General features: G+C 43.8%; 12 protein-coding genes. 7 read left to right on the forward strand and 5 right to left on the reverse strand.

Annotated features, from left to right (window positions below; all coding sequences use genetic code 11):
• Nucleotides 1-222 precede the first annotated feature (222 nt).
• From AAEY98_RS04115 to AAEY98_RS04130, 4 genes are all read left to right on the forward strand, one after another.
• Nucleotides 223-1,272, forward strand: a complete 1,050-nt coding sequence (locus AAEY98_RS04115) for a hypothetical protein (protein ID WP_351015144.1) — start codon at nucleotides 223-225, stop codon at nucleotides 1,270-1,272.
• Between the two features lie 6 nt (nucleotides 1,273-1,278).
• Nucleotides 1,279-2,334, forward strand: coding sequence for a hypothetical protein (locus AAEY98_RS04120; protein WP_351015147.1), 1,056 nt, complete (start codon nucleotides 1,279-1,281; stop codon nucleotides 2,332-2,334).
• A gap of 248 nt (nucleotides 2,335-2,582) precedes the next feature.
• On the forward strand, nucleotides 2,583-2,966 hold the full coding sequence (locus tag AAEY98_RS04125; protein ID WP_123778793.1) for a DUF3302 domain-containing protein: 384 nt from the start codon (nucleotides 2,583-2,585) through the stop codon (nucleotides 2,964-2,966).
• A 2-nt stretch (nucleotides 2,967-2,968) separates the two neighbouring features.
• Entirely contained in the window at nucleotides 2,969-4,114 is a 1,146-nt protein-coding gene (locus AAEY98_RS04130; RefSeq protein WP_101084825.1) for an HlyD family secretion protein, read from the forward strand.
• 65 nt (nucleotides 4,115-4,179) lie between these two features.
• Here AAEY98_RS04130 and AAEY98_RS04135 read toward each other — a convergent pair whose 3' ends face one another.
• The 4 genes from AAEY98_RS04135 to AAEY98_RS04150 form a co-directional block, all read right to left on the reverse strand.
• Nucleotides 4,180-5,118: a sensor domain-containing diguanylate cyclase gene (locus AAEY98_RS04135; RefSeq protein WP_351015150.1), complete on the reverse strand. Its 939-nt coding sequence runs from the start codon at nucleotides 5,116-5,118 to the stop codon at nucleotides 4,180-4,182.
• 258 nt (nucleotides 5,119-5,376) lie between these two features.
• The gene (locus tag AAEY98_RS04140; RefSeq protein WP_101084827.1) at nucleotides 5,377-7,680 is read right to left on the reverse strand and encodes a xanthine dehydrogenase family protein molybdopterin-binding subunit; all 2,304 of its coding nucleotides are present in this window, start codon (nucleotides 7,678-7,680) and stop codon (nucleotides 5,377-5,379) included.
• Nucleotides 7,664-8,143 carry a (2Fe-2S)-binding protein gene (locus tag AAEY98_RS04145; protein WP_101084828.1) on the reverse strand — a complete coding sequence of 160 codons (480 nt, stop codon included), beginning with the start codon at nucleotides 8,141-8,143 and terminating at the stop codon, nucleotides 7,664-7,666. The genes AAEY98_RS04140 and AAEY98_RS04145 overlap by 17 nt, the downstream gene beginning before the upstream one ends.
• A 19-nt stretch (nucleotides 8,144-8,162) precedes the next feature.
• Nucleotides 8,163-9,461, reverse strand: coding sequence for a c-type cytochrome (locus AAEY98_RS04150; RefSeq protein ID WP_351015153.1), 1,299 nt, complete (start codon nucleotides 9,459-9,461; stop codon nucleotides 8,163-8,165).
• 667 nt (nucleotides 9,462-10,128) lie between these two features.
• Here AAEY98_RS04150 and AAEY98_RS04155 point away from each other — a divergent pair.
• The 3 genes from AAEY98_RS04155 to AAEY98_RS04165 are packed head-to-tail and all read left to right on the forward strand — an operon-like array spanning nucleotide 10,129 to nucleotide 12,331.
• Nucleotides 10,129-10,446, forward strand: coding sequence for a hypothetical protein (locus AAEY98_RS04155; RefSeq protein WP_351015156.1), 318 nt, complete (start codon nucleotides 10,129-10,131; stop codon nucleotides 10,444-10,446).
• A gap of 2 nt (nucleotides 10,447-10,448) precedes the next feature.
• The gene (locus AAEY98_RS04160) at nucleotides 10,449-10,706 is read left to right on the forward strand and encodes a hypothetical protein (protein WP_101084831.1); all 258 of its coding nucleotides are present in this window, start codon (nucleotides 10,449-10,451) and stop codon (nucleotides 10,704-10,706) included.
• 35 nt (nucleotides 10,707-10,741) lie between these two features.
• Complete coding sequence (locus tag AAEY98_RS04165) at nucleotides 10,742-12,331, forward strand: PepSY-associated TM helix domain-containing protein (protein ID WP_351015159.1); 1,590 nt, start codon at nucleotides 10,742-10,744, stop codon at nucleotides 12,329-12,331.
• Nucleotides 12,332-12,407: 76 nt separating this feature from the next.
• Here AAEY98_RS04165 and AAEY98_RS04170 read toward each other — a convergent pair whose 3' ends face one another.
• Nucleotides 12,408-13,103 (reverse strand): pirin family protein, encoded by a 696-nt coding sequence (locus AAEY98_RS04170; protein ID WP_162022041.1) that lies wholly within the window; start codon nucleotides 13,101-13,103, stop codon nucleotides 12,408-12,410.
• Between the last annotated feature and the right edge of the window lie 25 nt (nucleotides 13,104-13,128).

Genomic DNA, 13,128 nt, shown 5'->3' on the forward strand with positions numbered 1-13,128 from the left:
TTAAATACCGGAATACTAGTCGGTTTAAATTGTTATCTGTTAATTCAAACACTCGGTCTATTTTGACAATAAATAGGCCGAATTTTTGTGGTTGCATTGTTTTGATTCTGCTCTATGTTGATGTTGGAGTTGTAATAAAAAATCCAATATGAGTAACAAAATGATAAAATTCTGTTAACAGTGCTGTTGGCGCTGCAGCAGATAAAATAAGAGGACAACCCAATGACAAAATCGATACTTTTACTGTTGGCAGGCTTATTAACTGGCGCAGCTCAAGCAGCCGTTGGTAGCTACCCAGTAGTGTTAGTGCATGGCTTTCAACCGGATAATTTACAAAGTAAGCCGACAGGTACACAGGTAACTGACAATGGTTCAGAGTACTGGGCGCAATATTGGCGTGATCGCGCTGATGTACGCATTGATTGGCCATCGCAAGAGCGTATTGCCAATAAAATAACCAGTCAATATGTGTGGCCTAAATTGCAACAGTTGTCGCGTGAGGGGACATGTGCCAGCGGTTGTGTATTTGTGACCCATTCTACTGGCGATTTAGTGATGCGCTATATTATTGATAACCAAGCGCTATGGTTGCAAAACGCAGGTTTAAAGCCGCTTAATATTGTCGCCACATTTGACTTTTCTGGCGCGGGTGGTGGGGTTGAATTGGCTGATTTGGCGGTTAATGTCGCCAGTGGTTCAGGTTTGATAGATGCAACATTAAAACTAGCTGTCTCGTTATGGTTAGGAGAACTGCCATCGTCATCCAATATTGGGGTATTGAATGATTTACGCGTAAATACTGCACGCCAATTGGCAGCGTTTCCCGAAAGCCGAGTGCCACGTTTACGTTTTGCTGGGGCAGGCTCTGACTTTCTCGGTGTGACAGGGGCATTTTTACCCGGCGAAGATGATGGCGTTGTTGCCAGCCATTCTAGTTGTGGTGCCGCGGCCGTTGGCAGTTACAACAGTTGTTCGCGCAGTGTAGCATTTGATGGCAAGCTCACCTCGACTAATGGCCCGAGCGGATTTATGCCTTATCACTATCCAATGTTGATGAGTGAAGGTTATAGCCATGGTGACACTATTTTAAATAGCGCTAAAGATGAAGTAACTTCTGCTAATAGTCGTACCAATTATCTCAATGGCGATAACTTACAATTCAGCACCTATGATGAAAAACGTGGCTGGTGGATATTTAGTTCACGTTATAGAGTGGTTAATCATTCGAATAAAACCAGCATGTCAGCACTTGTGTATCAGGCTGCTAACTAAGCGTATATGAAATATAAAAAAATCATTATAACAATATCCCTACTCGCTACGGCAGTAGGGTTTTGGGTTTACACTTCTGAGTCGGCACTTGAGCCACCTCAGAGTGCGGCCGTTATCGAGCAAGATGATACAGCGCCAACCAAACCGAAAGTAGTAAAACACATGCAAACTAAAACGATGACCGTGGTTGAAAAGCTTCCACAGCCGATCAGTGATAGTTTTCAGCTTATGGCAGAGGCTTATGCTAGCGAACTTGAGTTGCCATCTTACTCAATGCCTTTATCGGTTGATGATACGCACTTACTTAACCCCAATGCTTACATTCCTCAGCCGGTGCAGCTCCAAGATGGAGCCAGTGCCAGCATAGTGTTGCCTAAGTATCGTTTTAGTTTTCCTGAACCAGTGGTTATTAATCTCGACGTTAATGGCTTGCTTGTTGCTGGGGCAAGTGCAGCATTACACAGCGAGCTTATAAGTGGATCGGAGCCATTCATTAGCGGAACCATGCTAGGTGCCGATGGAAAATGGGCGATACAACTGAATGCTGAAGAGGATTGGAATGGTCCAATGGAGGTCAGTGTTACCTTTAGCGCTAAGGGCAAAAAACAAACGTTAAAAACAGGCATAGAATATAGTCATCCTACGGCAACCATAACCGGAGTGGAGGATATCCGCGCTGAAGGCAGTGATATGTTGATACCAGTTAAATTGGATGTTGAGCAAGCGGGTTATTATCGTTTACGGGCCAATCTATATACAGCAGATAAGCAGCCGATTGCCTTGCTAACGGGTTCAGACAAGCTGACTGAAGGCTCTGTGGTGCTGGATCTTAAAGCCTATAAAGGGGTGTTAGCGCAATATAAAGGCCCTTATGTTCTGAGTACATTTGTATTGGAGCTCCGTCCAGCAGTACCCGGCGAGTTAACTCAGTATGGCCACAGTGAAGAGCCTGCCTATGAGCTAGGCGACTTTGCTGTTGAGTCGTTATCTGATGAACCATGGCAACCCGATGAACAAGAAATGCAGCGACTTGAGTTTTTGCAAAAAATGGCCGGAGACTAGGCTTTAGTTGTTGTAACTTACATGAGTTAAAAGCCCGCGTTAGTCAATAACGCGAGCTTTTTTTGTGCATAACTAACATCAAAGTTTCCATGCTTATAGCAATAATTAGTGTAAAAAATCAGGTCAGTCTCTTCGTTATTTGAATCGTTTCAATGTGTTTTTGTTAATCAGTTCTATACTAAAAATGGGTTCATTGTTTATTTAAGCAAAGACACTTTGATGATAATAAATTGAAATTGGGAGCAGATATGTTTTTAGATTATTTTGCGTTAGGGATTATATTTTTTGTCGTGATATTTATTTTTTACGGCATTATTGCGATTCATGATATTCCTTACGAGATTGCGAAAAAACGTAATCATCCACAGCAAGATGCATTGCATATTGCGGGTTGGGTAAGCTTATTTACCTTGCATGCTATTTGGCCATTTTTATGGATTTGGGCCACGTTATATCGAGAAGATAGAGGCTGGGGATTTAGTGATTCGAGAAAGCGAGAATTGATACTCGAGGGTGAAGTTAAAGAGCTAATGAATCATGTCACAGCGTTAACGGATCGTTTGTCGCTATTAGAGCAACGTTCTGCTGTCACGACTCCTCCCGTTTCTGATGAACACTCACAAGAGGCCTAAGCATGGACTTACTACTGATACTGACTTATACCGCATTTTGTATCGCAGTTTTTAAAGTATTTAAAATTCCGTTAACTAAATGGACTGTACCGACAGCTATTCTTGGCGGAATTGTATTAATTGGTACTTTATTAATTTTAATGAATTATAACCATCCCTATTCGAGGTTTGCTCGCGAGTATTTTGTCACTATTCCGATTGTGCCCGCAGTTAAAGGATTGGTTATCGAAGTCAATGTTAAGCCAAATACACCAGTAAAAGAAGGTGAGGTGTTATTTAAAATTGACCCTACACCTTACCTTTCAATGGTTAAGCAAAAACAAGCGGCGCTAAAAGAAGCAGAACTGCAAGTACCACAACTTGAAGCTGCTTTTCAAATAGCGGCAGCTAAAGTTGAACAAGCAACAGCAGATAAAGATCGTACAGAATCAGTCTATCGACGCTATGAAGACGGTCGCAAAAAAGCGGGGCGTAATTCACCGTTTACTGAGCTTGAGCTCGACAATCGTCGCCAATTATACATAGCTTCATCAGCGCAACTAGATGCCGCTTTAGCTGAAGGGCTGCGGACTCGTTTGGCATATGAGTCGAATATTGATGGCGTCAATACCAAAGTAGCAGGCCTACAAGCTGAACTCGCTAAGGCTGAATATGACTTACAGCAAACAGTCGTCAGAGCGCCTGCGGATGGTGTAGTGACTCAATTAGCGCTACGAAAAGGCGCTATGGCGGTGCCTTTACCTTTGCGCCCAGCACTGACGTTTATTCCAGATGAGACGAGATATTTTGCTGGCGCTTTTTGGCAAAACTCATTATTACGTCTTAAAGAAGGTGATGAAGCCGAAGTGATAATTGATGCCATGCCTGGACAAGTGTTTAAAGGCAAAGTTGCCAAAATACTCCCAGCTATGGCAGAAGGTGAAATTCAATTTAGCGGAAATTTACAGTCATCGAATAAGTTGTTTCAACGCGGTCGAGTATTGGTGTTGATTGAGCTAGAAGATGACGCAATAAGACAATCATTGCCAGCAGGTGTCGCAGGGCAAGTGGCTATTTATACCGATCATTTTAGCCATGTTGCGGTAATGAGAAAGGTATTATTAAGAATGCAGGGCTGGTTAAATTACTTGTTTACAGAAGGACATTAACCTCGATTTTATGAGCGCCAGGGTTTAAACGTTTTTCTCAATAATGGTGGCAATATGAAACCAAGTTATACAGTCTGTGCTTGCTGTACTTGGTTTCTGCCGCCGCGTTTGGCGCAATACATAGCCATATCTGCTCGGCTAAAAAGGTCTTGTATTACCTTGTCTCCGGCGGTTAATGAACTTACGCCAATAGATACGGTAACCTTAATGTTGCTATTTGCTTGAGTGGTATGAAATGAGTGTTTGGCAATATGTTCTCGAATACGCTCAGCAATGATCATTGCACCTTCACCGTCGGTCATCGGTAAGATGATGGTAAACTCCTCACCACCGATTCTGGACAATGAATCTGATTGGCGCAGTAAATCACTGCATATTTGGGCAAACTGTTGAAGTATGCTATCTCCGCCCTCATGACCAAAATTGTCATTAATCACTTTAAAGTAATCGATATCGATAACCAACAAGGATAACTGTTGGTTAAATCTGATCGCTCTGGCACATTCTTGTTTTGCTAATTGGTTATATGAGCGACGATTATGCACCCCAGTTAGTTGATCTGTATTCACTAAACTTTCGATTTGTTGATGTGCTTGTTCTAGTGATGTTTGTGCCTGTTTTAGGTTGGTGATATCTGCGCCCATAATAATGGTGTAACCACTGTCTAAGTTAATCCTGGTCATTTTAAACCAACGCCCATCAGACAGATCTGTTTCATACTGGTTTAGAGCCTTTTCTGAATGCAGTTTATGCAGATTTTCCAGCCATTGTTCAAAATCATCAGTATTGATAATAACGCCTTGCTTAGTTTCCCAAGCGTGGCGTAATAAATCGCCTGATTTTTTGCCAATAGCATCTTCTGTGGTAGTGCCAAAGATGCTGGCGAAGTGCTGATTACAGTAGATAACTTCTTTATCTTGGTTGAGTACACCGAAACAATTTGGAGTGAGTTTTAATGCATCCAAGAGGATGGGCTCTAAATTGACAGGTGGACTTTGCGGCATAGGATACTCAACAATGTGACGATACTTGGGCATAATTATAAAGGAAAAACGTTACTTTTTGGTAACAAGCTAACCGGTGCTATGACTCTGCTGCTGGATGGACAAAGCTTGTCCACTGTTTTTATTGACATTTTGTAAATCGAGTAGGGGGAAATAAAATTATTTATCCCTCAGCCTAAAGAATGATAACGATGAGGTACAGCAAGCATAAAAAAGCCCAGTCATTATCGCTAAGACTGGGCTGTTAAAGCAGATAAATTACGCGTTAGTTAACGCGTTTTTCACGTCGCTAGGCTTCATCGGAATTTTACGTAAACGTACACCGACTGCATTGTAGATTGCATTGGCAATCGCTGGAGCAACAGGGGTTACTGCCGGTTCACCTAATCCAGATGGTGGCATTTTGCTCGGGATAAACTCGATTTTAACTTCTGGAGTTTGGCCTAAGCGCAGCGGGGTATAGGTATCGAAGTTTGAGTCTTTATACTGACCATTAAGCAGTTCAGTACCTTCATACAAGGCCATCGATAATCCCCACAATGCCGCGCCCTGACACTGAGCTTCAGCACCATTAGGGTCAACAATAATACCGGCATCGATGGCAATATAAAGCTTTTGCACATTGACAATACCGTTGCTTTTGTCGACATGAACTTGTACTGCACACGATACCCATGTTGGCATGTCACGTTCTTGACCAAAGGTTGATGCAATGCCAAGCGCTGTGTCTTTGGCTTGCGGAGTGCCCCAGCCAATCATCTCAGCAGCTTTTTTCAATACTGCGGCTTGGCGAGCCGCGCCACCTTCAGCAACGGGTGTGCTACCAGCATTTCGGCCTTCGGCAATGAGCATGTCTAGGCGGAACTGCAATGGATCTTTACCCGCGTGATGGGCAGCTTCATCCATAAAGCTTTCAACTGCCCAGCTTGTCCAGCCCGGTCCAACAGAACGTAACCAACCTGGTCTGAAGGTCGCAATGGCCAGATCATTCGATACCGCGCGTACTTTTTGAGCACCAACAGTGTACCAATGGTCTGCTCCGGCAATCGAGAACGGATCATACGGTTCGCCATTGGTGCCTTTAGGCATAAAGCCTGGCGCTAATACTTGAGTTGGCCAACCTGCTGTGGCGTGATGTTCCATTGCGGTAACCGCTTTTTTATCATCAAATGCCATTTTGAGTTGTTGAACTGATGCAGAACGCGCGCTATCAAATAACATGTCTTGTGGACGTATCATCACCATTTTAACCGGTTTACCGCCTAATGCTTTAGAGGTCAACGCCGCAGGAATGGTGTAATCGCCGTTAAGTCTGCGGCCAAAGCCACCGCCTAACATGTAGCTACGAATAACAATGTTCGCTTCTTCTTCGCCTAATGCTGTGGCTAATACGGGTAGAGTAAGTGATTGCCACTGACAACCTGAATGCACTTCCCATATACCGTCTTGGTTTTTAAATACCAAGGCATTAAGCGGTTCCATTTGCGCATGGAGTACTGTGCTGGTGATATATTCTTCTGCAATGGTACTTTTCGCGCTCGCAAATACAGGCCCAGTGTCAGAATTGCCTGTGTCTAAAATACTGCCTTTGGTTTGGTCGCCAAGTAATTGCTTACCATGAGCAATAATGTCTGCTTCAGACACGTTGGCCGTTTTACCTGCATCCCATGTCACCTTTACCAGCTTCGAGGCTTTTTGGGCCGCATTAAAGCTGCTGGCGATAACCATTAACCAACCTGGTACACTGCCACTGGCATCTTCTAGTACGATAGTTTGCTGATAACCCTTTACTGCTTTTGCTGCAGAGTCATCAAACTTAACTACTTTAGAGCCATAACGAGTAGGGGGTAAAATAGGGTTGGCGTACACCATGCCATCAACTTTCGCATCGATACCAAATATGGTTTTACCGTTGGTCTTGTTGGCGATATCAAGAGAGGTCACCTGTTGGCCAACCAGTTTAAGATCGGCATTAGGCTTCAGCGGCAAGGTTTTCAGTTCTTCTTCAGTAAACTGACGCGTTAGGCCCATGGTGACTAATTCACCGTAAGACAGCTCGCCTTTACTTGAGATAACTTTACCGTTACTGGCTTTACAGTCTTTAGCTGCAATACCCCATTTTTTAGCTGCAGCTTCAATTAACGCTGTACGACCCGCAGCACCGGCTTGACGGTAAACCGGCCAACTTTGTGATATAGACCAACTGCCGCCGGTAACCATGTAACCCCAGCGTGGATCACTGTCGACATGGATAATTTCAATATCATCCCATGAGGCTTCCAGTTCATCAGCAAGAATACGAGCAATAGCGGTACCGACATGTTGGCCCATTTCTGAGCGCATAATGTTGACTTTAATTTTGCCAGCAGTATCGATTGAGTACCATAAAGACGGTTCGTAGATGTCACCTTCGCTTGGGAGTACTTTACCGTCAGGGCTAGCAGGATCCATTGCCGCCATCAAATGGCGAGGAAAACCAAAGCTGACACCTACCGCTGTCATGGCAATTAAAAAACCGCGGCGGGTTATACCCACCGATCCACGTTTAGGCAGTCTGCTCATCGTTGCTCTCCTTGATTGCGTTTGCTGCTTCATGAATGGCGCTGCGAATACGAACGTAGGTCATACAACGACATAAATTTCCGCCCATCACAGCGTCAATGTCTTTGTCTGAAGGCTCAGGAATGTCTTTTAGTAGTGCTGCAGCTTGCATAATTTGGCCCGACTGGCAGTAACCACACTGTGGTACCTGCAGTTTTTGCCAAGAAATTTGCAATGGATGATCACCCTTTTCAGAAAGCCCCTCAATCGTAGTGATTTCGGCTCCTTCAACTGACGATATAGGGGTTATACATGAACGTGTGGCTCGGCCGCCAACATGGACGGTACAGGCACCGCAGGTACCAATACCACAACCAAATTTGGTGCCTGTCATGTCCAGTTCATCACGAATAACCCACAGTAGAGGAGTATCACTCTCTACATCGGCAGTCATCGGTTTGCCGTTTAAAATAAATTTTGCCATTGTCACTTCTCCAGTGAAGTTAGTGCTCAAATCGGGGTTGATTACGGATCTCGCCCACTTGTTGTTGTAATTTAGGCCAGGTGTTTTCCCCAGCTGTTTGGCGCAAATAAGCTGCAATTGCGCTAATGTCTTCATCGCTAAGTGCATCACGGAAGCCTGGCATTACAACGCCGCTAATCCCTTGATCGCTGCGCACGCCATCCAGTATTACGTTAATCAGGTTAGTTGGATCATTAAGATGTGTTGCCGAGCCGATAGTAATTAATGGGCGGCCTTTAACTAATTGGTCGCTGTTGTAGTGGCATGCTTGGCAAGCTGCCGCATATAAACGTGCACCTTCATCAATCCGCAGATCCGGTTGTTGATGTTGTGCCGTTATTGCTGCTTGTAACGTGCTACTTGAGTCTGGATCGTCGGTGTTATTGGTACGGGCAATTTCAGCAAAGTAGCCACTAATGGCTTCTATGTCGCTGTCTGGAAGAGCTGATAAGCCCTTGTGCATAACCGGCGCCATTGGACCTACCGCGCTACCATGGTAAGGCGAGTTACCCGTAGTTAGGTATTCGTAAAAGTCTTGTGCACGCCATGGGATAGGCGAAGTGCTAGTAGAGGTTAACGATGGTGCTATCCAACCATCAATGGCGGCACCTTGGTACATTTGTGCGTACTTTTCGCCGCCCAATGCATTACGTGGAGTATGACATGCACCACAGTGAGCAATACCTTCCACTAAGTAAGCACCGCGATTCCATTCGGCAGATTGTTGGCTGTTGACCTCAAAAGATTGGGTATCAGCAAACAGCAGTTTCCAACCCGCTTGAAACCAGCGGATGTTGAGCGGGAACGGAATACCGTTGTCTTTTTTTGCTTGGTTAACTGCCGGAACAGACGTCATGATGTAAGCATAAATCGCGTTAATGTCATCGTCGGTCATTTTATTGAAGTGTTCATAAGGGAACGCAGGCAATAAATGATGTCCATCGCGGCTCACACCCGTGCGCATGGCGCGAGCAAAAGCAGCTTGAGACCAGCTACCAATACCGGTTTCGACATCTGGAGTGATGTTGCTTGAATAAATGGTGCCAAAGTCAGTATGCATTTCATAGTTACCAGCATAAGGAGTGCCACCTGGCGGTGTATGACAAGTACTGCAATAGCCTGCAGAAGCAAGCATTTTACCTTGTTCGATAACGTGTGGAGAATAATCTGTTTGAGTTGATTCGACGGGATCAATTGCAGGGTGCCAAGCATATATACTGAATATAGCTAGTCCAACAATAGCTGCGCCACATACGCTGTAAACGATGCGCTTTAGCATATTACATTGCCTTATTTTAAATAAAAAATGAGATAGAGAATGGAATATTTCATCTGACATTCCCTGTTCGACTTTGTATTATTATTGTGATTGGTCAAATATTAATCCTAAGCAAGGGATGGCCCTTTGTCCAGCATTGATATTGACGGATCTTTTACTGTATTAGAATAAAATAATACAGCACTGTGCAGACGAGTAACATGAGGATTGTTAAATAAATAGCTTTAGTTAATCCACTGTTAATCCAGAGTTTTCAAGGTTGCTACTATGTTGCGTTAATCTTAGTGATCTATGATTAAAATGAGCGCCAATGCCAGATTCATAAAGTGTTGGATACATTAATGAAAAAGTGGTTATTAGCCATTAAGGCTTATGTCGATGTTTATCGACTATTTGCTCATCGGTGATCAGCTTATTTCATCGCCAAACAGCTATTTAATATTGTGGTTGTTTGCCTCGACGATTGTTTTCCCTCGATATGATTGTTGACCATGATAATTTCCATAACCATGATTAAGCCACCATATATCGTTACAGCGCTGTTAGAGCACATTCAAACTGCTATTTCTAAAGGCTTGAGCACAATCAACTTGTATTTGGCAAAGATATTCTGGATAATTAATGCAAATCATTATCATTTGCGTTAAATGGCCGGAGATCGAAATAGATGGAACTTGTCAGTGTAGCTTCTTTATGGCTTGGTTGCTTGTTTGCCTATTTGGCATCTGACAAACAGCAGCTTGTTAGTTTACCTTTCCCTAAATTACTGGCTTGGTGCTTATGCGGTTTAGCGGTGTTATTTGCAGTGTGGGGGTTTAGCCATACTTACAGTGTATTCGTCGCCAGTTTAGTGGTGCTGATTTGCATGATGACCATGTGGATACTACTGGTGCTGGTGGCCTCGCACTATAAAGGTCGTAGCATCTGGGTCAGTTCGCTAGGCTTTGCGTTGTTTGTCAGTATCCTCCTTGTTGGGGTTCAATAACCATGTGGCCTAAATCTATTGCTGCATTTTTATGGGGGTTATTACTGGCAATCAGTTTAATGCTCATTGTTTTTCGAATATTACCGGCTGCTGTAGATGTAAAACTATTCGTTGGGCTAATGCTGGGTTTTTGTGTGTGGGTTGGGGTGATGACATTTTGTTATAGCCGCAATAGCGCAAAAGCGGCGAGTGTCGTGTGCGCCAAATGGCTTGTGGCCAGTAGTCTTATCAATACGTTGTTATTTTATTCGCAAAACTAACTATTTTTTTCCAAACCTAAGTCATGAATAACTCAATGAAATCTGATTCTCCGGTACAGCACAAAGTCATTAAAAATCTCATCGAAGCCCACAGTTGGCTTGGGTTAATTATTTCACCTTTACTGTTTTTGGTATTTTGGGCTGGCGCGGTGACCTTGTTTCACGATGAAATCGCCCAGTGGGCCATTACGCCTCATCATCCAGTCGATAATACCCAAGCAGATATTCCTTTAGCGAAACTGGTACAGCAAAAGTTTGCTGAATACCCAGTAGATCAAGCTGGCCGTTTTCGAATAAATATGCCGACTGAGCTAGTACCTTATTATATTTTTTACTTCGATGTGTTTGGAGATGCTCCGCAATCGGACCGCCAGTCGATGGCGATATTGGTCGATCCTAAAAGCGGCGAAACCGTTGCGGGCAAAGATGACTTTTACTTATCGCAATTTATGTACCGTCTGCATTACAACCTCGATCTACCCGGTGGCAGTTATCTTATTGGTGTCGTGACGCTGATTTTTCTATTTGCACTCGTGTCTGGCATTTTTATCCATGCGCGTAAATTACTGAAACATTTCTTTTTGTACCGCGTCGATAAACAACGCCGGGATAAATTACTCGATCTCCATACCGTAGTAGGGGTGATGACACTGCCTTTTACCTTGATGTATGCCCTAAGCGGCTTGATCCTTAACTTGGCCATAGTGTTTCAGCTGGCTTTTGTGGTGTTTATTTATCAGGGCGATCGACAAGCATTGTTTAACGATGCCGGTTTTAACCGTAGCAGCGAACCGCGAAGTGAAACGTCACTGGATATGAGCAATGCGTTTACTTTAATTGAACACACTACACAGCAATCGAATTTTGAGTTACGTAATATTATTTTCCACCATTACGGTGCTGAAAATGCCTTAGTACAAGTGCGTGGTACCGATACGGTTAATTTTGCTCAACGAGATGAAGTGACCTATCGGGTGCAGGATGGCACTGTGATGGATAAGGTTAATGCCGATAACTACAATGTGTTCCGCCAAGGTAGAGATGTACTAGTGACATTGCATTTTAGTAACTTTGCCGGCTTAGACATCCGTATTTTGTACTTTATTTTGGCGATGGCTATTAGTGCGATGATTGTTACCGGCAATATGTTATGGATAAATAAGCGCAGTGCTCAGCGCCAGTCTTCACCGCGCAGTATTGCTATCGTAACCGCGATGACGATTGGTGGCTGTGGTGGCATTATTGTGGCGACAGCAGTTGGATTTTTGTGTGAACGACTATTACCTGCAACCTTATCTGGACGAGGTGAATGGTTAGTGGGGTGTTTTGTAACGTCACTATTGCTCGTTATGTTGTGCAGTATAAAAGTGACCGATATTAAGCGTCATCTCAGCCAGCTACTTTTGCTCACCAGTAGTATATTAGCCATTACAATTTTGGCAGATTGGTTGTTGTTTTCTGAGCAAATAATAGCGTTATGGCAAAGCGGTTATCATGGTGTCATCGGGATCCAAGTTGGCATGATGCTGGTAACGGCAGTGTGTTTATGGACTGTCAGTAAGTTAGGCGTATTACCTCGGTCGCAACCAGCCATGGCAAAAAACGTGACTCCTGCTAATGGATAATGGAATGGGTATAAAGTTGAAGCTATTAAGCCTGTGAAGGAACACTATCACAGGCTTAATTATCAACTAACCTCATCTAGGGTAAATCAAAAATCAGTGCAGTTGCTTGAGTGTCCGATGGATTAACCAAGGTCACCGTGGTCATGTCGGTGAGTTTAGCGCCATCACCTATTTTTAGCTGTTGATCTTCAATATTGAGCTCGCCAGCGACTTGATGAACATACACTTTACGGTCAGTCGCAATCTGATAGGTTATTTCAGATTTAGGCGCCAAAATCAGTTGTGACAATGTTGCATTTTGCTTGATTTGCAAGGTTCCGTTTTCACCCGTTGGCGTAGCAATCGTGGTTAGTCCTACTGCTTGACCAAAGTTTTTTTGTTGATATCCAGGTGTATTACCTAAAGCATTTGGCTGGATCCAAATTTGTAAAAACTTCAGTGGCTCTGTGGCGGATGCGTTGTACTCACTGTGAGTAATACCACTGCCAGCAGACATTAATTGGAACTCACCTGCAGGCAATACTTCAACATTGCCTTCACTGTCTTTATGGGCGATAGAGCCTTCAAGTACGTAGCTGATAATTTCCATGTCACGGTGGCCGTGAGTGGCAAATCCGGCACCAGGAGTGACACTGTCGTCATTGATCACTCGCAGTGCTGAAAAGCCCATGTGTTGTGGATCATAGTAGCTGCCAAATGAAAAACTGTGTTTGCTGTCTAACCAACCAAAGTTGGCTATTCCGCGCTCGCTTGCATGACGTAAGGTAATCATAATGTTACTCCTATCGTTTAAATGA

It is taken from the genome of Shewanella sp. AC91-MNA-CIBAN-0169, from assembly GCF_040310165.1.
GTDB lineage: Bacteria > Pseudomonadota > Gammaproteobacteria > Enterobacterales > Shewanellaceae > Shewanella.

Excerpts from the sequence above, each read along its gene's own strand:
- AAEY98_RS04130 (WP_101084825.1), top strand. The coding sequence starts at position 2,969 with ATGGACTTACTACTGATACTGACTTATACCGCATTTTGTATCGCAGTT.
- AAEY98_RS04155 (WP_351015156.1), top strand. The coding sequence starts at position 10,129 with ATGGAACTTGTCAGTGTAGCTTCTTTATGGCTTGGTTGCTTGTTTGCC.
- AAEY98_RS04170 (WP_162022041.1), bottom strand. The coding sequence starts at position 13,103 with ATGATTACCTTACGTCATGCAAGCGAGCGCGGAATAGCCAACTTTGGT.
- AAEY98_RS04150 (WP_351015153.1), bottom strand. The coding sequence starts at position 9,461 with ATGCTAAAGCGCATCGTTTACAGCGTATGTGGCGCAGCTATTGTTGGA.
- AAEY98_RS04125 (WP_123778793.1), top strand. The coding sequence starts at position 2,583 with ATGTTTTTAGATTATTTTGCGTTAGGGATTATATTTTTTGTCGTGATA.
- AAEY98_RS04160 (WP_101084831.1), top strand. The coding sequence starts at position 10,449 with ATGTGGCCTAAATCTATTGCTGCATTTTTATGGGGGTTATTACTGGCA.
- AAEY98_RS04120 (WP_351015147.1), top strand. The coding sequence starts at position 1,279 with ATGAAATATAAAAAAATCATTATAACAATATCCCTACTCGCTACGGCA.
- AAEY98_RS04135 (WP_351015150.1), bottom strand. The coding sequence starts at position 5,118 with ATGCCGCAAAGTCCACCTGTCAATTTAGAGCCCATCCTCTTGGATGCA.
- AAEY98_RS04165 (WP_351015159.1), top strand. The coding sequence starts at position 10,742 with ATGAAATCTGATTCTCCGGTACAGCACAAAGTCATTAAAAATCTCATC.
- AAEY98_RS04140 (WP_101084827.1), bottom strand. The coding sequence starts at position 7,680 with ATGAGCAGACTGCCTAAACGTGGATCGGTGGGTATAACCCGCCGCGGT.
- AAEY98_RS04145 (WP_101084828.1), bottom strand. The coding sequence starts at position 8,143 with ATGGCAAAATTTATTTTAAACGGCAAACCGATGACTGCCGATGTAGAG.
- AAEY98_RS04115 (WP_351015144.1), top strand. The coding sequence starts at position 223 with ATGACAAAATCGATACTTTTACTGTTGGCAGGCTTATTAACTGGCGCA.